Raw genomic sequence first — 26,991 nt, 5'->3', positions numbered from 1 at the left:
TAAGGAGAAATTTATGATAAAGAAATATCAAAAGAAAAATGGCACGACTGCCTATATGTTCAAAGCGTATCTTGGAATTGATCCTTCGACTGGAAAAAAGAGATACACCACGAAACGTGGGTTTAAAACGCAACGAGCTGCAAAACAAGCCTATGCGCGATTACAAGTCCAAGTACAGGAAAATGATGTTCTAACAGATTCTAATCGCCTATTTTCTGAGCTGGCAGATGAATGGCTGGAACAATATAGAAATACCGTCAAAGAAAGTACCTACGTGGCACAACGGTTGGCATTGAGGAAGCACGTGCTTCCTCTTTTTGGAAAGATGAAGATTTCAAAAATTACGATCCCGTTTTGCCAAAGGCAAGTGAATCACTGGTACTCCTATTACAAGAAATATTCAAATTTGATGGGTCTAACCTCTTCCATTTTAAAATATGCGCTCAGTTTACGATTGATTCGTAGTAATCCGATGGATGGTGTCATACGTCCTAAACGCAGAAAAAGAGTTGATGAGGAAAAATTTGTGGCTCCTTATTATTCAAAAGACGAACTACTAGATTTTATTGAAATCACGAAGTCCTACCCTGATCCACTTTATCCAATATTTCGTATACTTGCTTTCACTGGATTGCGTAAAGGCGAATTGCTTGGTCTGCGTTGGAAAGATATCGATTTTAGAAATAAGACATTATCTGTTAAACAAACGTTAGCTACAGTTGAAAATTGGCGGTTAGAATTTCAAGTCCCAAAAACCGAGAAAAGTTTACGGACCATCTCACTGGATGATGAGACACTGCAAGTTATTAAACGTTGGCAATTGAAACAAAAAGAACTTTTCTTACAGTTCGGGATCAAAGCATTAAAAAAAGGGGATCAATTGTTATTCACTACTGAAGAAAACAAACCCTACTACTTGGATTTTATCAATCACAATTTGAAACTGATCGTAAAAGAACATAATTTAAAATATATCACGCCACATGGTTTTCGACACACTCATTGTAGTTTGCTTTTCGAATCTGGTGCTTCACTGAAAGAAGTCCAAATTCGTTTAGGTCACACCGACATCAAAACGACGATGGATATTTACGCCCATGTTAGCAAATGGCAGACTGAAGAAACAGCCAGTCGCTTCGCTGATTTTATGAAAGAAACTGATCAAAAAACAGATGAGTTTCGGTATGGTCAAAAGTATGGTCAAAACGCAAAAAAAGCAGATTATCCCTATTAGATAGTCTGCTAAACGTTGATTTATCAATGTTTTTATTTTTCTTCTGCGTTTTCGTCTTTGAGACCGTATTTTTTGTTGAAACGATCGACACGTCCATCTGCTTGAGTGAACTTTTGACGTCCAGTGTAGAATGGATGAGAGTCAGAAGTAACTTCGACACGGATTACAGGGTAAGTGTTTCCGTCTTCCCATTCAACTGTTTCTTGTGAAGATTTAGTAGAACCTGACAAGAATTTGAAACCTGTAGTTGAGTCCATAAACACAACTGGATGATATTCTGGATGAATTCCTTGTTTCATAGTTTTTTTCGCTCCTTTGCCCTGAATCATTTGCTGGTTCAGAGTTATTTTTGCAATTTGCAACATGAATATACTATCATGAATGATTCGACAATGCAATTATCTTTTTTGATTTCTACGCGGTGTTTTCCCACCAAAGGAAACATCTTTGAATGCTTTGAAAACATCCTCGTTCGTCTTTGTCTTCTTCATAAAATTCACGAATTGAGACGTATATTCCAATGAATCTCCGGTCATATTGTTACGCAGCTTGAAGATCTCTTCTAAACGATCCGGACTCATCAATAATTCTTCTTTACGAGTACCAGATTTCTTGATGTCGATGGCTGGGAAGATACGGCGCTCGGACAACTCACGTGATAATTGTAGTTCTAAGTTCCCTGTTCCTTTAAATTCTTCATAAATGACATCGTCCATACGACTGCCGGTATCTACCAATGCTGTCGCTAGGATAGTGAGGCTGCCGCCTTCTTCAATATTACGTGCTGCACCAAAGAACTTCTTCGGCTTGTACAATGCAGCCGGATCAATCCCTCCGCTTAAGGTCCGACCACTCGGTGGAACGACTAAGTTATACGCACGTGCTAAACGCGTGATACTGTCCATCAGGATCACTACATCTCGTTTGTCTTCTACTAAGCGCATTGCCCGTTCTAATACCAATTCAGACACACGCGTATGATTTTGCGGCTGCTGATCAAAGGTCGAATAAACCACATCTCCCTTTACGCTGCGTTCCAAGTCGGTTACTTCTTCTGGGCGTTCATCAATTAGTAAGACGATCAATTCCACGTCAGGATGATTATCTGTAATACCATTCGCTATTTCTTTCAGAATCGTTGTTTTCCCCGCTTTTGGAGGCGCTACGATCAATCCACGTTGACCAAATCCAACGGGAGAGAAGATATCGATCATTCGGGTAGAAAGTCGACCAGGAGTCGTTTCTAAAACCAATTGTTTTTCAGGATAAAGTGCTGTCAACGCAGGAAAATGCGGGCGTTCTTTGGCTTCTTCTGGATCTTTGCCATTCACGCTTTCTACATGCATCAACCCATAATAACGTTCGGATTCTTTCGGCGGACGGGCTTTACCAGCCACTTTATCACCATTTCTCAAGCCGAAACGACGGATTTGTGAAGAAGAAATATAGATATCCTCCGCACTAGATCCATAGTTGATTGGGCGCAAGAAGCCATAGCCGTCTTGACCGATGATATCTAAGACTCCCTCCATGTAAAAGAAGCCTTGTTTTTCTGCCTGTGCCCGGATAACCGCTAAAGACAATTCCTTTTTATTCATCTGACTATAATAAGGAATTTTAAAGTCTTTTGCATAAGCATAAATTTCTTTTAGCGTCTTATTGTCCAGTTCCGCCATTGTTAAATAATCGCTCATTATTCCGCCTCTTCCTCGTCGATCATTTCGATAGTTGCACCAAGAGCCGTCAGTTTCTCAATAATATGATCATATCCTCGCAAAATGTATTCTACATTGAAGATCGTAGTTTTTCCTTCGGCCATTAATCCAGCGATAACTAAACAAGCCCCCGCACGCAAATCAGAAGCAACAACTTCTGCACCGTGCAGCTTACTAGGTCCATTTAAAACAATTAAGTTGCCTTCCACACGGGCATCTGCGCCCATGCGTACTAATTCTGGAATATGATTCACTCGTTTTGAATAAATCGTATCGATAATTTCAGAAGTCCCTTTTGCTTTCAACAATAGAGGCGTCAACGGCTGCTGTAAATCCGTTGCGAAACCAGGATATGGCGAAGTCGTCACATCCACCGTTTTTAAATTTTTAGAGGGAAGCACATCAATGCTATCCTCAGAAATATTCATTTCAACGCCGATTTCTTCCAATTTAGCAATAAAACTTTCGATATGTTCATAAATAACGTTATGAACCGTTACACCTTCACCCATTGCAGCTGCTAAAGCTAAATAGGTACCCGCTTCGATTCGGTCAGGAATAATTGAATGGACGCAGCCATGTAATTCTCCGACGCCTTCTATCCGAATTTCATCCGTACCTGCACCACGAATTTTCGCACCCATATTGTTCAATAATGTCGCTACATCAATGATCTCTGGTTCTTTCGCTGCATTTTCAATGATTGTTTTTCCTTTTGCTTTCACTGCGGCTAACATCACATTGATTGTCGCACCAATAGAAACCACATCCATAAAGATGCGATCTCCCTTCAATCCTTCGTCATCAGTCCGCAAGTAGATAACGCCATGCTCATTCGAAACATCCGCTCCCAAGCTTTCAAACCCTTTGATATGCAGATCAATCGGACGGGGGCCTAAGAAGCATCCCCCTGGAAGACCAACCACTGCTTCGCCAAATTTACCTACCAACGCTCCCATAAAATAATAAGAAGCGCGCAAAGAATTGATTTTTCCACTTGGCATTGGAATGGAAACAACATTACTTGGATCAATGACCATTCGATTGTCTTCAAAAGAAACCGTTGCTCCCATAATTTCTAAGATTTCAATCAATGAGTGTACATCTTGAATATCTGGCACGCCTTCCAATGTTACTGGCGAGTCCGCCATAATTGCTGCTGGAATAAGTGCTACTGCACTGTTTTTTGCACCGCTGATCGTTATATTACCTGATAATGGCTTTCCGCCATGGATTTCGATTTTTTTCATGTATTTTCACCTAATTAATTATTTTGAAGTTTATAGACCATTATCCATTCTAGCATATTATTGACTGTATAAAAAGGAAGCATTCTCAAAATTCAACAGAAAATAATCAGGCCCGCCTTCCGCCGAGAAAATACGTTATAAAATAACTATTTTACTTAAAATATCGACTTTCTACATGGTTTCTTTCACACAAAAAAACCTCGAAGCAGATGCTTCGAGGTCATAAGAATCAAAAATTAAGCTTTGTTAGCTGAACCGAACCAGTCGATATGTTCTTCAGCGTCTTTAACGATTGCAGCAACACCTGGTGCCAACAATTTACGAGGGTCAAAGCCTTTTCCTTCTTTATCTTTACCAGCTTCGATATATTCACGAGTTGCTTTAGCAAATGATAATTGGAATTCAGTGTTAACGTTCACTTTAGAAACACCCATTGAGATTGCTTTTTGGATTTGTTCTTGAGGAATACCTGATCCACCATGTAATACTAAAGGAACATCAGAACCTACAGCATTCGCGATTTCTTGTAAGTGGTCAAATGCTAACCCTTTCCAGTTTTCAGGGTATACACCATGGATATTACCGATACCACATGCTAAATAGTCGATACCTGTAGCAACCATTTGTACACATTCGTCCACGTCAGCTAATTCGCCAGCGCCGATGATTCCGTCTTCTTCACCACCGATTGAACCAACTTCACATTCTACAGAGATTCCTTTAGCGTGAGCTTTTTCAACAACGTCTTTAGCCAATTTCAAGTTTTCTTCAAATGGAAGATGAGAACCATCAAACATGATTGAAGTATAGCCAACTTCGATACATTCCAAAGCAGCTTCGTAGTCACCATGGTCTAAGTGGATTGCAACTGGTACAGTGATACCCATTGAATCTACTAAGTTACAGATGATGTCTTTAGCAACTTTGTAGCCACCCATGTATTTTGCAGCGCCCATTGAAGTTTGGATAAGAACGGGTGCTTTTTTAGCTTCTGCAGCTTTTAGAATAGCTTGTGTCCATTCTAAGTTATTCGTGTTAAATCCACCAACTGCATATCCGCCTTTACGTGCTGCTTTCAAGAATTCTGCTCCTGATACTACTGGCATAAAAAATTCCTCCTAGTGTTTTTACTATTTTACATTTGGTTAAGCCATGCTTAACTAACGTGTTAATTCTATCAAAGTTTCGTCATCTTTGCTACTGCAAACCTTCCGATAAAACCTTTACATTTCAACTTTTTTGTAAAAAAGACTGAAAAGCGCAACCACTTTTCAGTCAAATTTACTATTTTGCTTCTTTGCTTTCCAATGATGCCCCAACGAACGCTTTGATTAATGGTTGAGGACGATTTGGACGAGAGATTAATTCTGGATGGAATTGACATCCAACAAAGAATTTATTTTCAGGTATTTCAACGATTTCAACTAAACGATTGTCAGGAGAAACACCTGAGAAAACAAGTCCTTTATCCTCGAATAATTGACGGTATTGATTGTTAAATTCATAACGGTGACGGTGACGCTCTTGGATCACTTCTTCATTTGCATATGCTGCTGCCGTCGTTGTTCCTTTTTTTAGTTTGCAAGGATATAAGCCAAGACGCAGTGTGCCACCCAAGTTTTCGATATTTTCTTGGTCTGCCATCAAATCAATAATATTATTTGCTGTGTCAGGGACAGTTTCCGCTGAATTCGCATCTTCCAAGCCAGCAACATTCCGACCAAATTCAACACAGGCCATTTGCATTCCTAAACAAATACCCAAGAAAGGCACATCATTTTCACGAGCGTATCGGATGGCTTCGATTTTCCCTTCGATTCCGCGATCGCCAAAGCCGCCAGGAACTAAGATCCCATCTGCATCCCCAATTTTTTCTGCTACGTTTTCGCGGGTCACTTCTTGTGATTGGATCCACTCGATCTCGATATCTGAATCAAATGCAAAACCGGAATGCTTCAATGCTTCTACGACAGAGATATACGCATCTGGTAATTCCACGTATTTTCCGACTAAAGCAATCTTGACTTTTTTCTTGAGATTCAACACTTTTTCTTCTAAAGCACGCCATTCTGTCATATCTGCAACAGGTGCATCAATTTTCAGATGATCGCAAACGATTTGATCCATGCCTTGTGCCTGCAAAGCAAGTGGAATGGAATAAAGTGTTTCAACGTCACGCGATTCAATGACTGCTTCTGGTGCCACGTCACAGAATTGAGCTAATTTATTTTTCGTTCCTTGAGAAACAGGTTGTTCGGTACGTACAACTAAAATATTTGGTTGAATTCCTAATCCACGTAGTTCCTTCACACTGTGTTGTGTTGGTTTAGTTTTCATTTCACCAGCAGCTTTTAAGTATGGGATCAACGTTGTATGGATATACATGACATTGTCTGCTCCGACATCCGCCTTCATTTGACGTAAGGCTTCTAAGAATGGCAAGGACTCGATGTCTCCGACCGTTCCGCCGACTTCTGTAATGATCACATCGGAATCTGTCATCTTCGCTGCACGCATGATCTTTGATTTGATTTCATTGGTGATATGCGGAATTACTTGGACAGTCGCACCTAGATATTCGCCTTTACGTTCCTTACGAATAACTTCTGAATAGATTTTTCCTGTCGTTACGTTGGAGTATTGATTCAAGTTGATGTCGATAAAACGTTCATAGTGACCCAAGTCCAAGTCCGTTTCAGCACCATCATCTGTTACAAAAACTTCTCCGTGTTGGTAAGGACTCATCGTACCTGGATCGACATTGATATAAGGATCAAATTTTTGAATCGTAACCTTCAATCCTCGATTTTTAAGCAAACGACCCAATGATGCTGCCACGATCCCTTTGCCGATTGATGAAACCACGCCGCCAGTTACAAAAATATACTTTGTCATAAATGAAAAAACTCCTTCATATACTAATTTGCAGGAAACGTCTAGAAAAAACAAAGAAAGCTCCCTATCCAATCTGAATAGGGAGCTATGAATTCACTAAACACTTGACCCTACTAAAAGGGTGCCCAAGCAGTATAATACCGACACTTTCGAAAAATGTCAACTGTAATTATTAGTTGCTTAATTTTCTTTAATCAAATAAGCGCCCAAAAAAGCTTTTCTTTTGCTTAGGTTCAGCAGATTCAGGCGCTGTCTCTGAAGGATATTTTTTTTCGATATCGATGATCTCTTCGTTCACCGCATGATCCGTGACCAATAAAACACCAATACTTTCTTCATCCTCAACAGTCGCATCATTGATAATTGTAAAATCTGCTGCGTTTTTTGAAGCCAAACCGATAAACTCACTTTGGAGTGTATCTGGTACAGCCCCGTTGATTAGCAATTTACCTTCGGGATGCTTTTTAATTTCTTCAATTAAATAGTGCCGGTCTTGATTATTCTTCATCTCACGGATCGTCATACTTACAAAGCAACGCTCTCTAAAAGTTCCAAGATATTTACGTTGTTCTTCTGGATTAATTCGTGGAGAGCCATATCTTCCCTTGTCTAGATGCTGCTGCAATTCATCTTTTGCCATTTTATTCACTTCCTCATGTGCCTATTTTTGATTTAAGTATATCAAAAGTGGTGAAAAAAAGCTGAATCTCTGCTAAAAGCCTTTAATGGAATGATTATTTCATAGAAATTTTAAGAAAACCATTGTGCTTTTATCCCTTCTCTTTTATAGTAAAAGATGGTTTTACTTATTCTTTGAAAGCCCGTTTTTTACGGGCTTTTGTCGTATCTAAAAAAGGAGTGTTTTATAATCAAACGTTATACGAATTTATTGCGATCAGAGTTTAGACATTATTCTAGAGAAAAGTTCCAAAAGGACCTATTGGCAGGATTAACTGTAGCCGCTGTAGCTCTGCCGCTTGCTCTGGCTTTCGGTGTTTCCAGCGGAGCTGATGCAGCAGCCGGAATGATCACTGCCATCATCGCAGGAACTGTTATAGGAAATCTTTCAGGTGGGTTTTATCAAATTTCTGGACCGACAGGCGCAATGGCAGCAATTCTTACTGGTATCATAGCTGTTCAAGGTTTATCCGGCGTTTTGGTCGCTACTTTTATTGCTGGAGCTATTTTATTATTGGCCGGATTATTTAAGCTCGGGAACCTCACCTCATTTATCCCGGCACCAGTGATTACAGGTTTCACATCCGGCATTGCGATCATTATTGCCTTAGGACAAATCGATAACTTCTTCGGAACCACTTCTGTAGGAGAGAATGCCTTAACGAGATTATTCAGCTATCATTCCAACTTCAATCCCGATTTACCAACATTTCTGTTAGGTCTTCTTATCTTATTGTTATTGATCTTCTACCCTAAAAAGTGGGCTCACGTTTTACCTGCCTCATTAGTCGCTATCATTTTGGCTACCCTAGCTTCGATCATCTTTAAATTGCCCGTCGCAAAAGTTGGAAAAATACCAACTTCTTTAATCACCGGAGAGCGCCTGCATTTCTCTACACTAAATTTTGCATTACTCAAACAATTATTTTTACCGGCTGTCAGTATCGCAATGCTGGGAATGATCGAAAGTTTACTTTGCGGCGCCTCGGCTGGACGTATGACCGGAAAAGATTTAGATAGTAATCAGGAATTAGTGGCTCAAGGAATCGGTAATATGATTTTACCTTTTTTTGGCGGTATTCCCGCAACAGCTGCAATTGCACGAACAAGCGTCGCTATCAAATCGGGGGCCCAAACCCGTTTAGCCGGCATTTTTCATGCGTTCTTCTTATTTTTATCAATGATACTCTTTGCCCCAATCATGTCTCAGATACCTATGACGGCTTTAGCAAGTGTTTTACTTGTGACAAGCTGGCGTATGCACGAATGGTCAACTATAAAAACGATGCTCCATCAAAAAAACCGAACCGCCATCCTGCTTTTCTTTGCGACTATGCTTAGTACGATCATTTTTGATTTAAGCATTGCTATCGTACTGGGAATTATATTAGGCTGTATTTTCTTCATCGCCAAAAGCGCTAAAATTTCTATTACTACAGAAGAAGTTGATTGGCGCAGAATGGATCTTCCCTACTCTGAAGCTGGCACAGATTGGGCAGTTATTTATATTACCGGCCCTTTGTTCTTTATGTCAGCAAACCAGTTAAAGAAGGAACTCGATCAAGCTATCGGTAGAAAAGGTATTATTTTTTCACTCCGTGGTGTCCCTAGTATCGATTTGACTGCCAGAGATATCTTTGCTGATTATTTATCCGTTGCACGTTTAAATGATCAAAGAGTCATATTCACCTCTATGCAACCCGAAGTGAAAGCACAACTCAACCATTTATGGGAAAAAGATGCGCATTCACCTGTCCATCATCCCACAGTTGCTCATGCACTAACCACACTTCATCAAGAATTCTAGAAATATATGTAAAAAGAGCTGCGAGGAAAATCCTCGCAGCTCTTTTAGTATCCGTAATTATTTACCGATGAATGGGTTGTTTTTTAAGTTGTAGAAAGATTTGATTCCTTTGTATTCTGCAACATCACCCAATTGGTCTTCGATACGTAATAATTGATTGTATTTAGCAATACGGTCAGTACGTGAAAGAGAACCAGTTTTGATTTGACCAGCGTTTGTTGCTACAGCGATATCAGAGATTGTTGAATCTTCTGTTTCACCAGAACGGTGAGATACAACTGCAGTGTAGCCAGCTTCTTTAGCCATTTCGATAGCATTGAAAGTTTCAGTTAATGTACCGATTTGGTTAACTTTGATAAGGATTGAGTTCGCAACACCCATATCAATTGCTTTAGCTAATTTTTCAGTGTTTGTAACGAACAAGTCGTCACCAACTAATTGAACTTTATCGCCTAAAGCTTCAGTTAATTTCTTAGTACCTTCCCAATCGTTTTCGTCTAAGCCGTCTTCGATTGAGATGATTGGGTATTTAGCAACTAATGATTCGTAGAATGCGATCATTTCTTCAGTTGTTTTTTCGCCTTCGCCTGAGTCAGCTAAAACGTAAACACCTTTTTCTTTGTCGTAGAATTCAGAAGAAGCAGCATCCATAGCAAGAACGATGTCTTTACCAGGTACATAGCCAGCTTTTTCAATCGCTTCGATGATTACTTCGAAACCTTCTTCATTAGAACCAAGGTTAGGAGCGAATCCACCTTCGTCACCAACTGAAGTAGCAAGACCTTTAGCTTTTAAGATTGAAGCTAAAGCGTGGAATACTTCTGCACCATAACGTAACGCTTCTTTGAATGTAGGAGCGCCAACTGGCATGATCATAAATTCTTGGAAGTCGATAGAGTTATCAGCATGTGATCCACCATTGATGATATTCATCATAGGAGTAGGCAAAACTTTAGTATTGAATCCGCCAAGGTAGTTGTACAATGGGATTTCTAAGAAGTCAGCAGCTGCACGGGCAACGGCGATAGAAACACCAAGAATAGCGTTCGCACCTAATTTACCTTTGTTAGGAGTGCCATCTAATTCGATCATAGCAGCATCAATAGCAGCTTGGTCACGTACGTCGTATCCGATGATTGCTTCAGCGATAACATTGTTTACATTATCAACTGCTTTAGTAACACCTTTACCGCCGTAACGAGCTTTGTCGCCATCACGTAATTCAACGGCTTCGTATTCACCAGTTGAAGCACCTGAAGGAACCATACCGCGGCCGAATGCGCCGTCTTCTGTATAAACTTCTACTTCGATTGTTGGGTTACCACGTGAGTCTAGGACTTCGCGTGCGTAAACGTCTGAGATAATTGACATGTTTTGTCTCTCCTTTAAAATTTGTTTTATTAAAGGGCTAAAAGCCCTTATAACCAATATTAGTGAAAATTGCTGACAGTTGCAAACAAAAGCAGCAATTTTCTATAAAAAATTATTTTGCGCCTTCTAATAATGCTAAGAATGAATCAGCTTTTAAGCTGGCTCCGCCAACTAAAGCGCCGTCAACGTTTTCTTTAGCCATGTATTCCGCAATGTTTTCTGGTTTCACAGAACCGCCGTATTGGATACGAACAGCTTCAGAAACTTCTTTGCCGTAGATACCTTCAACTGTTGAACGAACAACGCCGCAGATTTCGTCAGCGATTTGTGCGTCAGCAGATTTACCAGTACCGATCGCCCAGATTGGTTCATAAGCAATAACCATGCTTGAAACTTGTTCAGCAGAAAGATCAGCTAAACCAGCTTTGATTTGTCCTTCGATCCATTCAGCTGTTTTGCCAGCTTCATACGTTTCTAAAGACTCGCCACAGCAAAGGATTGGCAACATGCCGTTTGCGAAGATCGCTTTGGCTTTTTTGTTGATTTCTTCGTCTGTTTCGTGGAAGTATTCACGACGTTCTGAATGGCCGATGATGACATATTCCACACCAAGATCCGCCAAAGCAGCAGGTGAAGTTTCACCAGTGAACGCTCCAGCATTTTCCCAGTAGCAGTTTTGAGCAGAGATTTTTAAGTCAGTGCCTTTTGCTGCTTCAACTAATTCTTGCAAGAATAAAGCAGGTGATCCAATGACTGAATCTACTTTATCGTTCGCAGGAACATTGTTTTTTACTGCTTCAGCAAAGTCTTTTGCTTCTGAAGCAGTTAGGTTCATTTTCCAGTTACCAGCAATAATGGGTTTACGCATTTAGAAAAGCTCCTTTTTCATTTTCTTGCCACTCGTTATCAAATCAAAAAGATAAAACATTCTTTTCAATTGATTACGAAAAAGCAGTGTAGCCTGTTTCGCTCAGATTATTTATCGTTGATTGCTGCAAGACCAGGTAATTCTTTACCTTCTAATAACTCAAGACTTGCACCGCCACCAGTTGAAATGTGAGTGAATTTGTCAGCAAAGCCAAGTTGTTCAGCTGCAGCTGCAGAATCCCCACCACCGATGATTGTAGTTGCGTCTTTTAAGTTAGCGATGGCTTCACAAACACCGATTGTTCCACGAGCAAAGTTGCTCATTTCGAACACACCCATAGGTCCGTTCCATACAACTGTTTTCGCGCCTTCTAATGTTTGAGCAAACAAAGCGATTGATTCTGGCCCAATGTCAAGACCCATTTGTCCAACAGGAACATCACCAGTGTGTTCTTCAGTTGGTACATCGTTTGAAAATTCAGCCGCTGTGATTGAGTCAACTGGCAATACTAATTTGTCGCCAGCAGCTTCGATCAATTCTTTTGCTAAGTCCACTTTGTCAGCTTCTACTAATGAGTTACCGATTTCCATGCCTTTAGCTTTGTAGAATGTATACGTCATTCCGCCACCGATCAAAATTTTGTCAGCTTTAGGAATCAAGTTTTTGATTACGCCGATTTTGTCAGAAACTTTCGCGCCGCCTAGGATAGCTACCATAGGACGTTTAGGTTCTTCAACAGCCTCGCCGATGAATTTGATTTCTTTTTCCATCAAGAATCCAGCAACAGTTGGAATTCCAGTAGAAGCGATACCTACGTTAGAGGCATGTGCACGGTGAGCAGTACCAAATGCGTCGTTGACAAATACATCGCCTAATGAAGCCCAGTATTTACCAAGTTCAGCATCATTTCCGCTTTCTTTTTTGCCGTCGATATCTTCGAAACGAGTGTTTTCAAAGACAACTACGTCTCCGTCTTTCATGTCTGCGATTGCTGTTTCCAAATCAGAACCACGAGTTTCAGGTACAAATGTTACATTTTTACCTAATAATTCGCTTAAACGTTCAGCAACAGGTTTTAATGATTTGCCTGCTTTGTCTTCTTCTGTTTTCACACGACCAAGGTGAGAGAACAAAATTGCTTTTCCGCCTTGTTCTAAAATGTAGTTGATTGTTGGCAACGCCGCTTTAATACGAGTGTCATCAGTAATCACGCCATCTTTAACAGGAACGTTGAAGTCCACACGAACTAAAACTTTCTTGTCTTTCAAGTCAAGATCTTTAACTGTCATTTTTGCCATGAAAGAAAACCTCCAAAATATTTTTTTTGAATCTTTATTATTATACAACTCTTTCTAATAAAAGAGCCAATGATAACTTTTACATCGAAAAAAACGGAGAAGCGCGTTGCTTCCCCGCCTTTTTTCAGACAATGTTGTTTTCGTTTAAAATAAATCTTAAAGTTTAGCGAAGTATTCTAAAGTACGAACTAATTGAGCAGTGTATGACATTTCATTGTCATACCAAGCAACAGTTTTAACTAATTGTTGGTCGCCAACTGTCATTACTTTAGTTTGAGTTTCGTCAAATAATGAACCGTAAGTCATGCCTACGATATCTGAAGAAACGATTTCGTCAGTGTTGTAACCGAATGATTCAGTTTCTGCTGCTTTCATCGCTGCATTTACTTCGTCAACAGTCACTTTTTTGTTAAGAACAGTTACTAATTCAGTTAATGAACCAGTTGCGATAGGAACACGTTGAGCTGCTCCGTCTAATTTACCGTTCAAGTCAGGGATAACTAAACCGATAGCTTTAGCAGCACCAGTTGAGTTAGGCACGATGTTTGCTGCAGCAGCACGCGCACGACGGAAGTCGCCTTTAGGGTGAGGTCCATCAAGAGTCATTTGGTCACCTGTGTAAGCATGGATAGTTGTCATTAATCCTTCAACAACACCAAATTCGTCATTTAAAGTTTTAGCCATAGGAGCTAAACAGTTAGTAGTACATGAAGCACCAGAGATAACTGTTTCGTCACCAGTTAAAGTTTCATGGTTAGTGTTATAAACGATTGTTGGAACATCGTTACCACCAGGAGCTGAGATAACAACACGTTTAGCACCAGCTGTTAAGTGTTTTTCAGCAGCAGATTTAGAAGTGAAGAATCCAGTACATTCTAAAACGATATCTACTCCTAGTTCTCCCCAAGGTAATTCTTCAGGGTTGCGGTTAGCAAGAACTTTAACTTCTTTGCCGTTCACGTTGAATGAACCTTCATGAACTTCAACAGTTCCGTTAAAGCGACCTTGAGTTGTATCATATTTTAACAAGTGAGCCAACATTTTAGCGTCTGTTAGGTCGTTGATAGCTACAACTTCCAATCCTTCTACATCTTGGATACGGCGGAATGCTAAGCGTCCGATACGTCCAAATCCGTTAATTCCAACTTTTACTGTCATTTAAGATTTCCTCCTTATGGAATCAAAAAATATATTTATTTTAAAGGGGATATCCCTTTTAAAATCTCATTTGCGGCGGCTTCATCTGTGATGAGCCACGTTTGTTTGGGAGCATTTTTCATATACGCGGTGATGGCTTTTACTTTACTTTTTCCACCAGCCACGGCGAGAACCGTAGGCATCTTTTGAATGTCTTCTAATGACAAACCGATGCGTGGCACTTTATGAACGATTGCTCCATTTTCGTCAAAAAAGTAACCAAATGATTCTGCGACAGCATTTTTTTGCTTCAAACGAATAATTTCGTCTTCAGACATTTTTCTTCTGGCTGCCATGTGCAAAGCACGACCAATACTGTGTACAACACAGTTGGCCTCCTTGATCATCGCTAAAACACTTCTAATTGAAGGCTCTTTTAGCAATGTGTGATAAGCTTCTTCACTGAGTTGTTCTGGAACATACAACGCACGGTGTTCCCCATGAGCATTTGCTGCCATCAAGGCGCTCACTGAGTTGGCTTGGATCGATACCGCTTCACCGATACCTCCTCTAGCTGGAACAAAAAGATTGTGACGTTTTGCTGTTTCTAACGGGCTGACATGTCTGGCAACTTCGGCCATCGTTGTACCACCCATTACGGCAATAATATTTCGGCCATCTGGAAGTTGACGCTGTAGTGCCTCATCAACCAACTCGCCAAATTCCCCGATTACTTTCCCCTGTTCATCACTGTTACCAGAAACAATCAAACATCGCTCAATGCTAAAAAGTGAAGCAAGCTGCTTTTCCAACTGATCCATGCCGGTGAATTGTTCCATCAAAAGTTCTAGATGTTGTAATAACCCTTCGCCCTTTTCAGTTAGTAACATGCCGCTCTTTGTTGCATCAATCAAACGCTGATCTCGAAGATACTCTGTCTCACTTCTTAATACACGCTCAGTGAGACCTAATGAATCAGCCAAGTTTCTCCGACCGATGGGTTGCATCCAAAAAATATTTTGCATAATGCGGTATCTCTTTTTAACAACCTCTAAGACATCAGGGGCGATTGCTTCAAGTACTCTTAATTCACTTAACAAAGGAATTCCTCCGTTGGACTTAAGTAGTCCCTCATAGACTTTTAGCGACCCATGAATTTTAAAAAAAAGGTAAGAAATTCAAATTATTTTTTGAAATTTGTTCATTTCTTACATGACAAAGTGTATCAGTTTTAAGCCTTTTACGCAAGGAAAAAGCCAAGTTTTTTTACCTGGCTTAATCAAAACGTTTTCTTTTCGATGAGCTGGGAATTTTCAATGCATCCCGATATTTTGCGACGGTCCGCCGGGATACTTTTTGATCCTTCTCAGCAAGTAATTCAACAATTTTCTGATCGGACAACGGCTTGCGCTTATCCTCATCATCAACTAATGAAGCAATCAACTGTTTGACCCCATCCGCTGACGTGTCCTCATCGTTGACCTTATTGACGAAGAAGCTTCTTAATTCAAACACACCGAAGTCTGTTTCAATATATTTTCCGTTGACGGCGCGACTGATTGTTGACTCGTGTACTTCCAGTTGTTTCGCGATGTCCTTTAGCATCAATGGCTTTAGCGCCCCTTGTTTTTCTTCAAAGAACGATGCTTGATGCTGCACGATGATTTTTCCAACTTCTAATATGGTGTCCTTACGCTGACCCAGCGTTTTATTCAACCATTCAAATTGTTGCAGCTTCTCTTTTAAGTAAGCTGCCGTTTCTTCATCTGCTTGTTGTTTCAACCGGTTGAAGTAATTCTCTTGGAAATTCAAACGCAGCTGCCCACGTTTATTGGACAATACCACCAGGCGGTCTTCTCTTCTAACTAATGTGAGATCAGGAATGATGAAATTGGAATCTTGTCCGCCAAAGCTTGCTCCCGGAAATGGATTCAAGCTACGAATATAGTCTAAAATTTCTTGAACTTGCGGTAAACTAATACGATATTTTTTTGCGATTTGTTCAAACTTTCTTTTAGCAATTTCATCAAACGATTCTTCCAAAAGCAGATACGCTAAATCAGGAGCGTAGTTGTCCTGTTCGGTTTGCAACATCAAGCATTCCTGTAGATTCCTAGCACCCACACCCGGAGGATCTAACTGCTGCAAAAGGGTCAGCGCATCGAGGTATTGGATGTCTGTCGCCTTTAGTTCCTTTTTGATTTCTTCTTCATCAATTTTTAAATACCCATTCACATCAATAGACTCTACCAGTACGAGCATGATTTCACGAATGAAGGTATCACGATAATTCAAATGAATCTGATTGATCAAATGCTCAAACAAAGAAAATGGATGATCTGCGATCTGAAAGAAAGACTCTTCTTTGATCACTCCGCCTCCGTTATGCATCTGCATCAAGTCACTTTGGATTTTGGGAGGAATTACTTCAATCAGCGGATTCTCTAAAGAGACTGTTTCAACGTAGTCCTGCAGCTCTTCAGTATTAAATTGTAGTATTCGAATGGCTTGCTGCAACTCTTGAGTCATCGCCAATTTTTGCGTTTGTTGTTGTTTTTGCGAATAACCTTGTTGAAACTTCATATACTTTCCCCTTGTTTTTTTAAAATAGTATGCTAAACTAATAATCGTGCTTGCGCCCTTAGTGTAGTGGATATCACGTAAGATTCCGGTTCTTGAGACGGGGGTTCGATTCCCTCAGGGCGCATACATTTCAGACACTTCTTTTTTAAGAGGTGTCTCTTTTTTTGCAAATTTCCATTACACAATTTGCCCTCTATAACATTCATTATACGTTTTTACCTAATACATATCAATTTTATCCCTTTTATCTTTTCTAAAAAGTGCCTTCCTTGAACAACGAAAAACTCACAATAGAGCTTACTCAAATGGAAAGCTAAAAGACTTTTGACTTTTCATTTAGAAAGTATTTTATCGATAGACTTTATATTCGAAAAGTTTTTTTCAAAAAGACTTTCCATTTACCCAGGATCTCAATCTTCGCTTGCTTAGTAAAAATTAGCTGAATTACTATTTTTCAAAGCAGGTGTAGGTGTTGCCCTTTGTAAATCTTTTTTAAAGGGTCCAAAATAAATAGGACCTCTCTGATAAAACAAAGAGGTCCTAACGTTTATTTCTTCAGCACTAATGCTTTACTGTTTGGAAATGTCGGAAACTGATTCATAGGGATCGACCAGTCTTGATCGGGAACTGAAAATTCGTATTTATTAACGAGTTGATCAGAAAAAACACGCAATGTATGAAGCGTGATCCATTCTCCCGCACAGCGATGCATCGCCTCAAATTTACCCCCGCCTTGAGCAATCATCTCATATTCCTCATCATAAGAAATGTGCTTTTCTTTACCCAAATAACGAGAGATACGAAATACTTCAGGAGATTCCATGGAACGTTCATCATGATTTGTCCCGTAGAGATCCAAAACTACCCAACTGTCTTTCGGTATCCTATACCCATCGATTTCCACATCCTTCGTTGCAAAAGCTGGCAGCATCGGAAAGAACGGATAGTAACGCCGCATCTCCTGTATAAAGGAATCTTGCAATTGAGTGAATTCTGCTCGGAGCCGTTGATAGATATCTGGACGGCTAAATAGCGCATGGCCCATCAAAGCAATCCAGACGGTCAACGCGACGGTCGGACGAATCACATTCAGTAATTCCACAGCAGCTACATTGATTGGTAATAATTCACCCTGCTCATCTGTAGCATTCGCAAAAGCATAAAGAGCCACTTCTTCTTTATTGGCAACTGGATGGATGCGTGCGTCCTCAATCAACGATTGGGCCCATTTTTCTGATTTTTTCCGATTTTCAACGCCTTTAATGTGTGTTGCCGGATTTGTTACTGCCGAACTAATCATTGAAATTTGATAGTCTGCAAGTTGTTCTACCTCTTCTTTTGGTATTTTTGACAAATCGATGCCTGCCCATTCACAGATGGATCGGAACAAAACATCTTTCGATAGATCGAATAGGTCGAATTCCCCGTGTTGTTGATCGAACTTCTCTGATAAATTCTTATCTACTATTTGATGATAGTCTTCCATCCGTTTTGGTGTCATCAAATTCATAAAAATCGTCTTTCTATGTTCGTGAGACTGTCCATCCATTGTTTGGACACCTTCTTCACCAAACAACGTTTTCAGCACCAGCTTGGGCATTGCACCTTCACGTTTAAAATTATTTGGGTCATAAAACTTCTTTGCTGCTTCTTGACCGTAAACTGCTATGACTTCTTTGTTTAATAAGCGCGCTTTTACAACCGGCGCTTTTGCTTCTTCTCGTAAGGTTGAAAATAATAAATAGCCTTCATCCAATCGTTCCGTTACGTCTGTTAATTTGATTTTTATTTCAGGCACTTTTTCCATAGTCATCCTCTTTTCCTATTATTCATGATTTTATAGTATCGTCTTTTTCATAAAAGGACAAAAAGAAGCGCTCGCGAACATGAATTTAAAACAAAAAAAAGAGTAGATCAATTTGATCTACTCTTCATCCTCTTCATCATCAAAGTCGTCATCATCGTCATCGTCAATCACGCTTAGATCATCTTCGATTCCGCCAGGGACAACTTCTTCGTCATCCTCATTAGCATCTGCTCCGATTTCTTGCAAGTCAGAGTTGTATGCTGCGATTTCGTCATCATCGTCATCGTCATCGTCGTCGATTTCGTCTTCTTCATCTTCAGCCAATAAATCGGTATCCTCTGGATCGTCATCATTGTAATCAATCGCATCTTCATCCCCATTGATAAAGGCATTGACTTTTTTACGTTTCTTACGACGCGGTGTGTCCTCTTCGTCGTCTTCTAAGCCGTGGTTCACTTCCTCGTTAATCGAGTCGATCGCGTACCATGAGCGTAATCCCCAGCGATTGTCGCCAAGAGAAATAAAACTTCCATCAATATTCAAATCGGTATAAAATTGTGCTAATGCATCACGAATCTCACTGTCTGATTTGCCAAGATAGTTTTGGATTTGGTTTACTAGATCCGAAAAATCCATTACATCTGCGCGTTCTTCCAGAATTGCGTGTGCCACTTCAATCATTGACAATTCATCTTTGTTCAAACCATCAAAAATACTAAGTTCCAAGTATGACACGTCCTTTCAAAGTCTACTCCTTATCATACAAAATCAAAAGATAAAAAGCAAACCTTTCTTGTAATTAGGTGGTAAATTCTAAGACCATCTGATAGTCGCCGACTTTTTCTTCCTTCATATATAGAGCGTAATCAATCGTGATGACACCGGAAAACGGGCGGTCTTTCAAACTAATGTGTAATTTCGTCGCAAACGTCGTGATAACGAACATTCCAAACGGAGTTTTATAGTTGGTCTCCATTTTTTCACGATACGCAAAACGCATCCGCATGCGCGCTTCGCCTGCACGTGTTAATTGAACTTGTGAATCAGGGGTGACTTTCACTGTTACTGGAACTTCTTTGCCATCCGGTTGGATTTCCTTATAGCGAATGTACAACTTATCTCCCATCTTAACCACTTGTCCGGGGAGATCAAATACGAAATCTTCTGTCTCATTGTTTTGAGTGACTTTCGTTTGAATGTTTATTTTTGCGGGAATGCCTTCATTAATATTCACAGAGCTTCCACTCCTTCCAGTATATATTTTTGTCGGTTTTACTTTTTTTGTCAACTACTTCTGCTTTTTAAGCGACTTGATTACCTGTTTTTGCAAATTATTGTTTATAATAAGAAGAAAAATATGGTAGGAGAGGAAGATTTGATGAAAGAAGCATTGCTTTTTGACCAAGGAATGCTGCCGGAAAATGATTTGTTCAACCCATTTGCTTTGACTGATGTTCTCACAGAATTCAGCGGCGAACAAGTTCAGCCGATCATTCATTTTTGGCAATTACCAAAGACACTCATTTTAGGAATGAAAGATAGCCGTGTCACCTATCTCGAGGATGCCTTAAAAACAGTTCAACAAAAAGAGTATCGCTTGCTTTTGCGAAACGCTGGCGGATTAGGGGTTATCAGTGATGAAGGGATTTTGAATGTCTCTTTGATTCTTCCCAAAGAGTCTATTGCCGCGTCATCGATTGACGATGGGTATCAGACCATGGCTGATTGGTTGAGTCGCACCGCCTTTGGAAAATTGGGCATTGAGATTGGCGAGGTGTTCGATTCTTATTGTCCAGGTAACTATGATCTCTCCATCAATGGAAAAAAAATTGCTGGGATCGCACAGCGCCGCGTCAAAGAAGGTGTAGCTATCATGATGTATTTGAGTGTTAACGGAAATCAACGCATCCGAGGAGAAGTAGTTCGAGCCTTTTATCAAAGCGGCTTAAAAGAGCAGTTTGGTGTGGATTATCCTCCCGTTGAACCGAATAGCATGACCACGCTGAATGATGTTTTTCCGTCAGAGGTTTCCATCGCTTCAGTCAAAAAGGAACTATTAGAAGTGATGCCCCATAGAGACCAGACAACTGCTCTGGGCGATTTTTATTTGTTGGAGGATTACCAGCGCCGTATCCAACACATGCAACAACGCAATAAAATTATTCAGGAGGTACTCCATGAGTTATAAAAATCAAATGCTGCCGCTGGAAAAAGTTTTCCGTGATCCAGTTCATAATTATATTCACGTTCAACACCAAGTAATTTTAGATTTGATCAATTCAAAAGAAGTACAACGACTGCGACGAATCAAGCAGCTTGGCACAACTTCTTACACCTTCCATGGTGCCGAACACAGTCGCTTTTCCCATTCTTTAGGAGTATACGATATTACACGTCGAATTTGTGACATTTTTCAGCGTAATTATTCTCAAGAGAAATATGGAAAAGACGGCTGGGATGATTCCCATCGACTGGTCGCCTTGTGTGCAGCTTTACTCCATGATGTCGGACATGGCCCATATTCTCACACCTTTGAGCATATTTTCCACACGGATCATGAAGCGTTGACGGTAGCCATCATTACTTCACCAGAAACAGAAGTTTTTCAAATTTTGAATAACGTCGAAGAAGGCTTCCCGGAAAAAGTCGCCAGTGTTATCACAAAAACTTACGAAAATCCGCAGGTGGTACAAATGATCTCCAGTCAAATTGATGCTGATCGAATGGATTATCTATTGAGAGACGCCTATTACACAGGAACAGAGTACGGAACCTTTGATCTTACTAGAATCCTTCGGGTCATTCGTCCGTATGAAGGCGGAATCGCCTTTTCAATGAATGGGATGCACGCCGTCGAGGATTACATCGTTAGCCGTTATCAAATGTATGTCCAAGTGTATTTTCACCCTGTTTCTCGTGCAATGGAAGTCTTGCTTGAGCATCTATTGGATCGCGCGCACGAACTCTATCAAGAGGATGCTGAAATTTTTACTTTTCATTCTCAACTGTTGATTCCCTTTTTAAAGGCAGATTTCTCCTTAGAAGATTACCTGAAACTAGATGATGGCGTGTTGAATACGTATTTTGCTCAGTGGATCGATGAGCAAGATTTGATTTTAAGTGATTTGGCTTATCGTTTTTTGAATCGCAAACCCTTAAAATCCATCACTGTTGATTCCAGTGACAATCCTTTGTTAGTAGAAATGAAGGCCTTAGTCGAAAAAGCAGGGTTCAATCCCCGTTACTATACAGCAATCAATTCAAGCTATGACTTACCCTACGATCTGTACCATCCTGAAAAGGGCAGCCATCGTACACAGATAGAATTGATGCAAAAAGACGGCTCATTAATTGAATTATCCAGAGCGAGTCAACTGGTCTCAGCATTGACTGGTCAAGGACAAGGGGATATTCGTTTTTACTACCCAAAAGAAATGACCCAACAAGATAGTAATAATTCTGATCTTTTTGATGATTATTACCAAGAATTTGCTAAACATATCCATAATGGCGCGCTAGTCAATTAAAGAAGAACCCTTTCTGATTTTTCAGAAAGGGTTCTTCTTTAACCATTCTTCTACTGCCCACTTATGGCTGCCGCGCTTAAGTAACGCCATTGCTTTTTCCGGTGACTCCCAACTGCTGTTGTTTCCTTCTTCTAAAGGCTCAGAAACTCTTTCCCAACTCTTCGTGGAATAGAAATAGCCTGGATTATAATAAAAGGTTTCCCGATGACGCGAATAGAAATACTCGTCCGCTTGTCCTAAATAGTCAGATAATACGACTGTAAAACCTAATTCCTCTAACATTTCACGGGCAATCGCTTCTTCTTTCGTTTCCTTTCCTTCGATTTCTCCGCCAGGTAAAAAATATGCGCCATTAGGAGCTTGAATAAGTGCAATTTCCTTTTCCTCATTCATTAAAATTGCATAAGCTGCATAACGTGCTTGATAGTTTTTTTCGACGTCCTTCACGCCAAATACTGGGATCATCGGTGTCCTCCTACAAAATGTATTTACTAGATAGTGTACATTAAAAAAAACTCATAAACAACTGCTGAGCATAATTGCTGGCAAATAATTGATTTATGTTATGATGAAATTACTACTTAATTTAGGAGGGTATTTATTTATGAAAATGGCACATACATGTGTTCGCGTTAAGGACTTGGAAGCTTCAGTGAAATTCTATCAAGAGGCCTTTGGTTTTGAAGAATCTCGTCGCCGTGATTTTCCTGATTCAAAATTTACTTTGGTTTATTTAACTTTACCAGGGGATGACTATGAATTAGAATTAACCTACAACTATGATCATGCAGCTTATGATTTAGGAGACGGCTATGGTCATATCGCGATTCGTTCAGAAGATATCGAAGGGCTTCATGCTGAGCATAAAGACAAAGGATTTACCATTACTGACATGAAAGGCTTACCTGGAACAGATCCATCTTATTACTTTATTACTGATCCTGACGGCTACAAAATAGAAGTGATCCGCTAGAAAAAAAGACCAACTTTCTGATATACAGAGTTGGTCTTTTTTGTGTTTTTTACTTATTACCCATATTTTTCACTTTGATCATACGTGTGACTTCGGCACGTTCGTTTTCTTCCAATTTCATTTGAATAAAGTAAATCGTTTCTTCCAGTTGCGGGATGGTCATATACTCTAACGCATTGACCCGTCGACGCGTTTTTTCGATTTCTTTCGCCATCAATTGACAGGTTTTTTCAATCTCCGTCAGTTCCAACAGCTTCGGCAACACTTCAGTGAACTTTTGAATACTTTGATCTAACTCGTCATTGGAATTCAAAAATCCATATTCTAGCGGGCCATCCGACAATTCTGATTCATGCTGGAAATTCATGATTGGCACTTTCACGCTCATAACATCTTTTTCAATAACGTCGAGGGAAACGCGTTCTTTTGGAACCGCCAATAATTCATCAATGTATTTGTCATTTAATAAAGCATCTGCTAATGAAAAGTTCTTCATTGCTTGCTGCAATGCTTCTTCAACTTCCACACGCATCTGATTATTTTTTTTGACCAATAAAATGAATCGACGCATCAGCTCATCTTGCTTGTCTTTCAAAAGCTTGTGACCGCGACTGGCAGTGGTTAACTGCTTCTTCAATCGTGTTAGTTCCATCCGCGTTGGATTCACATTTAATTTCACCATAGGATCAATCTCCCTTTGTTAAATAGGCATCCAACATTTCGTCCTTGATCCGCTTCAATTCTGTACGCGGCAGCATCGCAAGAAGTTCCCATCCCAAATCCAATGTTTCTTCAATCGAACGATTCTCATAGAACCCTTGATTGACGTACTCCTCTTCAAATCGCTCTGCAAATTTCGCGTAAATCTTATCAACATCAGACAATGCAGAATCTCCCAAAACAACAGCAAGTTCTTTTGCTTGTTTGCCTTGAGCATAAGCGGCGAACAGTTGATTCATAGTAGGCGCATGATCCTCTCGTGTCTTTTCTTCACCGGTCCCCTTATCCTTCAAACGTGATAATGACGGCAATACATCGATTGGCGGTTGAATGCCGTTTTTATCTAATTCTCGAGATAAAATGATTTGACCCTCCGTGATATAACCCGTCAAGTCTGGTATCGGATGCGTTTTGTCATCCTCTGGCATTGTTAGGATCGGAATCTGGGTGACCGATCCTTTCAGACCACGAATCCGTCCAGCACGTTCATATAGAGTAGCCAAGTTCGTATAGAGGTAACCTGGGTAGCCTCGACGCCCGGGGACCTCCCGTCTGGCAGCAGAGATTTCACGCAGCGCTTCGCAATAATTTGTCATATCGGTCATGATGACCAATACGTGCATTCCTTTTTCATATGCCAGATATTCAGCGGCAGTTAATGCCATACGAGGGGTCGCGATCCGTTCGATCGCTGGATCATTTGCCAAATTCATAAAGACGACTGAACGATCAATCGCTCCAGTTTGCCGAAAATCTTCCATGAAAAATTCTGCCTCTTCAAACGTAATCCCAATCCCAGCAAATACTACGGCAAAATCGTCTTCCTTGTTCAATACTGTCGCTTGTCGAGCGATTTGAGCCGCCAACTCTTTGTGGGGCAATCCAAAACCTGAAAATACAGGTAATTTTTGTCCGCGAACCAACGTATTCAAGTGGTCGATCGCAGAAATCCCCGTTTGGATAAATTCATCTGGATAGTCGCGAGAAACGGGATTGATGACCTCACCGTTAATGTCGACATTTTTTTCTGCCAAAATCTCTGGTCCGCCATCCTTTGGTCGACCAAGTCCATCAAATACACGTCCGACCATATCTTCAGATACCCCTAGCTCCAACGGATGTCCAAGGAATCGAGCGGTGGATTCCTTCAAATTAATCCCACTTGTTCCTTCGAAGATTTGAACGAGTGCCTTGTCTTCATGAATTTCCAGCACTTGACCCCGACGCAATTCTCCATTATTCAAACGGATCTCTAACAATTCCTCGTATTTTATTCCTTCTACCTTATCAATCGCCATCAAAGGTCCGACCACTTCATTGATCGTTTGATACTCCTTAATCACTGGTCATTCCTCCTTTAGCAACGATCGCTTGGATTTCTGATACGATATCTAGCTTTATCTGATCCAATTTTTCCAATTCTGTTTCGGCAATATATTTGCTTCGCGCAATTCGATCACGTAAAACAATCGTGCCCTCCATAATTTCTTTTAGATAGGTCCCTAATTCCAAAGCTCGTTGACCCTCTTTATTAAAAGCCAGGATATTTTGGATCATTTTAAATTGCTTCTCTCGCGAAGTAAAAGTGTCCATATCATCGTACGCATTCTGTTGCAAATAATCTTCTCTTAAAGATTTTGCGACTTCCAAAGTTAAGCGGTCTTTTTCTGAAAGAGAATCGATTCCCACCAAACGAACGATTTCATTCAGTTCAGATTCTTTTTGAAGCATACGCATCCCTTCCGCAACCAGTTGCGACCAATTCCCCTGCAAATCATTATCTAAATATTTTCCTACTTCGGAAGAATAAAGAGAATAGCTCTGCAACCAGTCGATAGATGGAAAATGGCGTTGTTGCGCCAACGTAGCGCTTAGCCCCCAAAATACTTTTACAACACGCAAGGTATTTTGCGTCACGGGTTCAGAAGTGTCCCCACCTGAAGGAGAAACGGCACTGATTGCTGTGATTGATCCTTCACGCCCTTCACTGCCTAAGGCAATGACGCGTCCTGAACGTTCATAATATTCCGCTAATCGACTGCCTAAGTAGGCAGGATAGCCTTCATCGCCAGGCATTTCTTCTAAACGCCCGCTCATTTCACGCAGCGCTTCTGCCCACCTAGAAGTTGAATCAGCCATAATAGCAACGTTATACCCCATATCTCGAAAATACTCAGCGATAGTAATTCCTGTATAGATGGAGGCTTCTCGTGCGGCCACTGGCATATTTGAGGTGTTGGCAATCAGAATCGTCCGTTCCATCAAAGATTCTCCAGTCATCGGATCAATCAATTCTGGAAATTCATTCAATACATCGGTCATCTCATTTCCACGCTCTCCGCAACCGACATACACCACAATATCAACGTCTGCCCATTTAGCAATTTGATGTTGAACAACGGTTTTACCTGCACCGAAAGGACCAGGAACAGCCGCGGCCCCTCCTTTAACTACTGGAAAAAATGTGTCGATCACTCGTTGCCCGGTAATCATAGGGGCTTCGGGATTCAGTTTTTCCGCTACAGGTCGTCCGCGTCGTACGGGCCATTTCTGAAGCATCGAAAATTCTTGCAGACCATTAGAGGTTTCAATCGCATACACCCCCTCATCAATCGTGAATTCACCAGATGAGATTCGTTTCAAGGTGCCGCTGATTCCATTTGGAACCATGATTTTGTGCGTAATGATTTTTGTCTCTTTGACAATTCCAACAATATCCCCCGCCGATAAAGCAACGCCTTCTTCCACAATTGGTTCGAAAAGCCATTTTTTCGAATGATCCAATGCTGGAATCTGAATTCCCCGACTCAAAAAGTTGCTCTTTGTTTGTTCTTTAAAGGTGTCCAATGGTCGTTGGATACCATCAAACATTTGAGAAACGATCCCCGGTCCTAACTCAACTGAAAGTGCTTCTCCCGTCGTTTTTACTGGTTCTCCCGGTCCTATTCCTGCCGTCTCTTCATACACTTGAATGGACGCGACATCGCCGCGCATTTCGATGATCTCCCCGATAACGCCGAGGTCACCTACATAACAAATATCTTGAATCGCTGCCTGTTCCATTTTTTCTGCCAGCACTAATGGACCAGATACTTTTATTATTCTACCTTCTTGCAAGTCATTAGCTC

At 40.6% G+C, this 26,991-nt stretch carries 24 protein-coding genes and 1 tRNA gene; 6 read left to right on the top strand and 19 right to left on the bottom strand.

Translation table 11 applies throughout. From position 1 onward, the window contains the following. The first annotated feature begins 13 nt into the window (after window positions 1–13). Window positions 14–1,234 carry a tyrosine-type recombinase/integrase gene (locus IGI66_RS05845; RefSeq protein ID WP_438848001.1) on the top strand — a complete coding sequence of 407 codons (1,221 nt, stop codon included), beginning with the start codon at window positions 14–16 and terminating at the stop codon, window positions 1,232–1,234. Window positions 1,235–1,266: 32 nt separating this feature from the next. On the opposite strand, the gene IGI66_RS05840 is transcribed toward IGI66_RS05845, so the two are convergent. The 6 genes from IGI66_RS05840 to IGI66_RS05815 all read right to left on the bottom strand — a co-directional run bounded on the left by IGI66_RS05840 (window position 1,267) and on the right by IGI66_RS05815 (window position 7,734). After that, a complete protein-coding gene (locus IGI66_RS05840; RefSeq protein WP_010781083.1) occupies window positions 1,267–1,533 on the bottom strand; it encodes a type B 50S ribosomal protein L31 in 267 nt (88 codons plus the stop codon). Between the two features lie 99 nt (window positions 1,534–1,632). Next, window positions 1,633–2,928: a transcription termination factor Rho gene (gene rho, locus IGI66_RS05835; protein ID WP_010781084.1), complete on the bottom strand. Its 1,296-nt coding sequence runs from the start codon at window positions 2,926–2,928 to the stop codon at window positions 1,633–1,635. Then, a complete protein-coding gene (locus IGI66_RS05830; RefSeq protein WP_438847998.1) occupies window positions 2,928–4,199 on the bottom strand; it encodes a UDP-N-acetylglucosamine 1-carboxyvinyltransferase in 1,272 nt (423 codons plus the stop codon). Before IGI66_RS05830 ends, rho begins: the two co-directional genes overlap by 1 nt. A gap of 236 nt (window positions 4,200–4,435) precedes the next feature. Next, entirely contained in the window at window positions 4,436–5,305 is an 870-nt protein-coding gene (locus IGI66_RS05825) for a class II fructose-bisphosphate aldolase (RefSeq protein ID WP_010781086.1), read from the bottom strand. Window positions 5,306–5,483: 178 nt separating this feature from the next. Then, complete coding sequence (locus IGI66_RS05820; protein WP_114524207.1) at window positions 5,484–7,094, bottom strand: CTP synthase; 1,611 nt, start codon at window positions 7,092–7,094, stop codon at window positions 5,484–5,486. A gap of 190 nt (window positions 7,095–7,284) precedes the next feature. Beyond that, complete coding sequence (locus tag IGI66_RS05815) at window positions 7,285–7,734, bottom strand: YueI family protein (protein WP_288226834.1); 450 nt, start codon at window positions 7,732–7,734, stop codon at window positions 7,285–7,287. 225 nt (window positions 7,735–7,959) lie between these two features. On the opposite strand from IGI66_RS05815, the gene IGI66_RS05810 reads away from it, so the two are divergent. Further along, window positions 7,960–9,579 carry a SulP family inorganic anion transporter gene (locus IGI66_RS05810; RefSeq protein ID WP_438849279.1) on the top strand — a complete coding sequence of 540 codons (1,620 nt, stop codon included), beginning with the start codon at window positions 7,960–7,962 and terminating at the stop codon, window positions 9,577–9,579. 57 nt (window positions 9,580–9,636) lie between these two features. On the opposite strand, the gene eno is transcribed toward IGI66_RS05810, so the two are convergent. The 6 genes from eno to rpoN form a co-directional block, all read right to left on the bottom strand. Further along, window positions 9,637–10,950, bottom strand: coding sequence for a phosphopyruvate hydratase (gene eno, locus IGI66_RS05805; RefSeq protein ID WP_086304371.1), 1,314 nt, complete (start codon window positions 10,948–10,950; stop codon window positions 9,637–9,639). Between the two features lie 112 nt (window positions 10,951–11,062). Beyond that, window positions 11,063–11,818 carry a triose-phosphate isomerase gene (gene tpiA, locus IGI66_RS05800; protein ID WP_086304373.1) on the bottom strand — a complete coding sequence of 252 codons (756 nt, stop codon included), beginning with the start codon at window positions 11,816–11,818 and terminating at the stop codon, window positions 11,063–11,065. Between the two features lie 107 nt (window positions 11,819–11,925). Then, window positions 11,926–13,116 (bottom strand): phosphoglycerate kinase, encoded by a 1,191-nt coding sequence (locus IGI66_RS05795; protein ID WP_010781119.1) that lies wholly within the window; start codon window positions 13,114–13,116, stop codon window positions 11,926–11,928. A gap of 156 nt (window positions 13,117–13,272) precedes the next feature. Next, the gene (gap, locus tag IGI66_RS05790; protein WP_010781120.1) at window positions 13,273–14,274 is read right to left on the bottom strand and encodes a type I glyceraldehyde-3-phosphate dehydrogenase; all 1,002 of its coding nucleotides are present in this window, start codon (window positions 14,272–14,274) and stop codon (window positions 13,273–13,275) included. A 35-nt stretch (window positions 14,275–14,309) separates the two neighbouring features. Continuing rightward, complete coding sequence (locus tag IGI66_RS05785) at window positions 14,310–15,353, bottom strand: sugar-binding transcriptional regulator (RefSeq protein ID WP_010781121.1); 1,044 nt, start codon at window positions 15,351–15,353, stop codon at window positions 14,310–14,312. A 175-nt stretch (window positions 15,354–15,528) separates the two neighbouring features. After that, the gene (gene rpoN / locus IGI66_RS05780; protein WP_438847993.1) at window positions 15,529–16,836 is read right to left on the bottom strand and encodes an RNA polymerase factor sigma-54; all 1,308 of its coding nucleotides are present in this window, start codon (window positions 16,834–16,836) and stop codon (window positions 15,529–15,531) included. A 52-nt stretch (window positions 16,837–16,888) separates the two neighbouring features. On the opposite strand from rpoN, the gene IGI66_RS05775 reads away from it, so the two are divergent. Next, a tRNA-Arg gene (locus tag IGI66_RS05775) sits at window positions 16,889–16,960 on the top strand. A 423-nt stretch (window positions 16,961–17,383) separates the two neighbouring features. Here the strand turns inward: IGI66_RS05775 and IGI66_RS05770 are convergent. The 3 genes from IGI66_RS05770 to IGI66_RS05760 form a co-directional block, all read right to left on the bottom strand. Continuing rightward, window positions 17,384–18,643, bottom strand: coding sequence for a cytochrome P450 (locus IGI66_RS05770; protein WP_438847991.1), 1,260 nt, complete (start codon window positions 18,641–18,643; stop codon window positions 17,384–17,386). Between the two features lie 117 nt (window positions 18,644–18,760). Beyond that, window positions 18,761–19,369, bottom strand: coding sequence for a DNA-directed RNA polymerase subunit delta (gene rpoE / locus IGI66_RS05765; RefSeq protein WP_010781124.1), 609 nt, complete (start codon window positions 19,367–19,369; stop codon window positions 18,761–18,763). A gap of 73 nt (window positions 19,370–19,442) precedes the next feature. Further along, on the bottom strand, window positions 19,443–19,877 hold the full coding sequence (locus IGI66_RS05760; protein ID WP_010781125.1) for a DUF1934 domain-containing protein: 435 nt from the start codon (window positions 19,875–19,877) through the stop codon (window positions 19,443–19,445). Between the two features lie 144 nt (window positions 19,878–20,021). Between IGI66_RS05760 and IGI66_RS05755 the strand changes: the two genes are divergently transcribed. Both IGI66_RS05755 and IGI66_RS05750 read left to right on the top strand, forming a co-directional pair. Further along, a complete protein-coding gene (locus tag IGI66_RS05755) occupies window positions 20,022–20,831 on the top strand; it encodes a lipoate--protein ligase family protein (RefSeq protein ID WP_431388983.1) in 810 nt (269 codons plus the stop codon). Further along, window positions 20,821–22,170, top strand: coding sequence for an HD domain-containing protein (locus tag IGI66_RS05750; RefSeq protein ID WP_010781127.1), 1,350 nt, complete (start codon window positions 20,821–20,823; stop codon window positions 22,168–22,170). Before IGI66_RS05755 ends, IGI66_RS05750 begins: the two co-directional genes overlap by 11 nt. A 21-nt stretch (window positions 22,171–22,191) precedes the next feature. Here IGI66_RS05750 and IGI66_RS05745 read toward each other — a convergent pair whose 3' ends face one another. Continuing rightward, a complete protein-coding gene (locus IGI66_RS05745) occupies window positions 22,192–22,635 on the bottom strand; it encodes an NUDIX hydrolase (protein WP_010781128.1) in 444 nt (147 codons plus the stop codon). Between the two features lie 139 nt (window positions 22,636–22,774). Between IGI66_RS05745 and gloA the strand changes: the two genes are divergently transcribed. Continuing rightward, entirely contained in the window at window positions 22,775–23,143 is a 369-nt protein-coding gene (gene gloA / locus IGI66_RS05740) for a lactoylglutathione lyase (RefSeq protein WP_086304381.1), read from the top strand. Between the two features lie 49 nt (window positions 23,144–23,192). Here the strand turns inward: gloA and IGI66_RS05735 are convergent, their stop codons facing one another. Genes IGI66_RS05735 through IGI66_RS05725 form a run of 3 tightly spaced genes read right to left on the bottom strand, consistent with a single transcriptional unit; the run spans window position 23,193 to window position 26,980 of the window. Then, window positions 23,193–23,825: a V-type ATP synthase subunit D gene (locus IGI66_RS05735; protein WP_010781130.1), complete on the bottom strand. Its 633-nt coding sequence runs from the start codon at window positions 23,823–23,825 to the stop codon at window positions 23,193–23,195. Between the two features lie 4 nt (window positions 23,826–23,829). Beyond that, window positions 23,830–25,206, bottom strand: coding sequence for a V-type ATP synthase subunit B (locus IGI66_RS05730; RefSeq protein WP_438847988.1), 1,377 nt, complete (start codon window positions 25,204–25,206; stop codon window positions 23,830–23,832). Then, a complete protein-coding gene (locus IGI66_RS05725) occupies window positions 25,199–26,980 on the bottom strand; it encodes a V-type ATP synthase subunit A (RefSeq protein WP_438847987.1) in 1,782 nt (593 codons plus the stop codon). The genes IGI66_RS05730 and IGI66_RS05725 overlap by 8 nt, the downstream gene beginning before the upstream one ends. Between the last annotated feature and the right edge of the window lie 11 nt (window positions 26,981–26,991).

The sequence above is a fragment of the Enterococcus sp. AZ048 genome (assembly GCF_051715125.1).
Classification (GTDB): domain Bacteria; phylum Bacillota; class Bacilli; order Lactobacillales; family Enterococcaceae; genus Enterococcus_A; species Enterococcus_A gilvus.
This window is presented reverse-complemented; position numbering and strand designations above follow the sequence as displayed.

What these genes read in the sequence shown, in the direction of transcription:
- IGI66_RS05815 (WP_288226834.1), bottom strand. Translation starts at nt 7,734, where the DNA reads ATGGCAAAAGATGAATTGCAGCAGCATCTAGACAAGGGAAGATATGGC.
- IGI66_RS05795 (WP_010781119.1), bottom strand. Translation starts at nt 13,116, where the DNA reads ATGGCAAAAATGACAGTTAAAGATCTTGACTTGAAAGACAAGAAAGTT.
- IGI66_RS05735 (WP_010781130.1), bottom strand. Translation starts at nt 23,825, where the DNA reads ATGGTGAAATTAAATGTGAATCCAACGCGGATGGAACTAACACGATTG.
- rpoN (WP_438847993.1), bottom strand. Translation starts at nt 16,836, where the DNA reads ATGAAGTTTCAACAAGGTTATTCGCAAAAACAACAACAAACGCAAAAA.
- IGI66_RS05845 (WP_438848001.1), top strand. Translation starts at nt 14, where the DNA reads ATGATAAAGAAATATCAAAAGAAAAATGGCACGACTGCCTATATGTTC.
- tpiA (WP_086304373.1), bottom strand. Translation starts at nt 11,818, where the DNA reads ATGCGTAAACCCATTATTGCTGGTAACTGGAAAATGAACCTAACTGCT.
- IGI66_RS05830 (WP_438847998.1), bottom strand. Translation starts at nt 4,199, where the DNA reads ATGAAAAAAATCGAAATCCATGGCGGAAAGCCATTATCAGGTAATATA.
- IGI66_RS05840 (WP_010781083.1), bottom strand. Translation starts at nt 1,533, where the DNA reads ATGAAACAAGGAATTCATCCAGAATATCATCCAGTTGTGTTTATGGAC.
- IGI66_RS05820 (WP_114524207.1), bottom strand. Translation starts at nt 7,094, where the DNA reads ATGACAAAGTATATTTTTGTAACTGGCGGCGTGGTTTCATCAATCGGC.
- IGI66_RS05755 (WP_431388983.1), top strand. Translation starts at nt 20,022, where the DNA reads ATGAAAGAAGCATTGCTTTTTGACCAAGGAATGCTGCCGGAAAATGAT.
- eno (WP_086304371.1), bottom strand. Translation starts at nt 10,950, where the DNA reads ATGTCAATTATCTCAGACGTTTACGCACGCGAAGTCCTAGACTCACGT.
- gap (WP_010781120.1), bottom strand. Translation starts at nt 14,274, where the DNA reads ATGACAGTAAAAGTTGGAATTAACGGATTTGGACGTATCGGACGCTTA.
- IGI66_RS05750 (WP_010781127.1), top strand. Translation starts at nt 20,821, where the DNA reads ATGAGTTATAAAAATCAAATGCTGCCGCTGGAAAAAGTTTTCCGTGAT.
- IGI66_RS05745 (WP_010781128.1), bottom strand. Translation starts at nt 22,635, where the DNA reads ATGATCCCAGTATTTGGCGTGAAGGACGTCGAAAAAAACTATCAAGCA.
- IGI66_RS05770 (WP_438847991.1), bottom strand. Translation starts at nt 18,643, where the DNA reads ATGGAAAAAGTGCCTGAAATAAAAATCAAATTAACAGACGTAACGGAA.
- rho (WP_010781084.1), bottom strand. Translation starts at nt 2,928, where the DNA reads ATGAGCGATTATTTAACAATGGCGGAACTGGACAATAAGACGCTAAAA.
- gloA (WP_086304381.1), top strand. Translation starts at nt 22,775, where the DNA reads ATGAAAATGGCACATACATGTGTTCGCGTTAAGGACTTGGAAGCTTCA.
- IGI66_RS05825 (WP_010781086.1), bottom strand. Translation starts at nt 5,305, where the DNA reads ATGCCAGTAGTATCAGGAGCAGAATTCTTGAAAGCAGCACGTAAAGGC.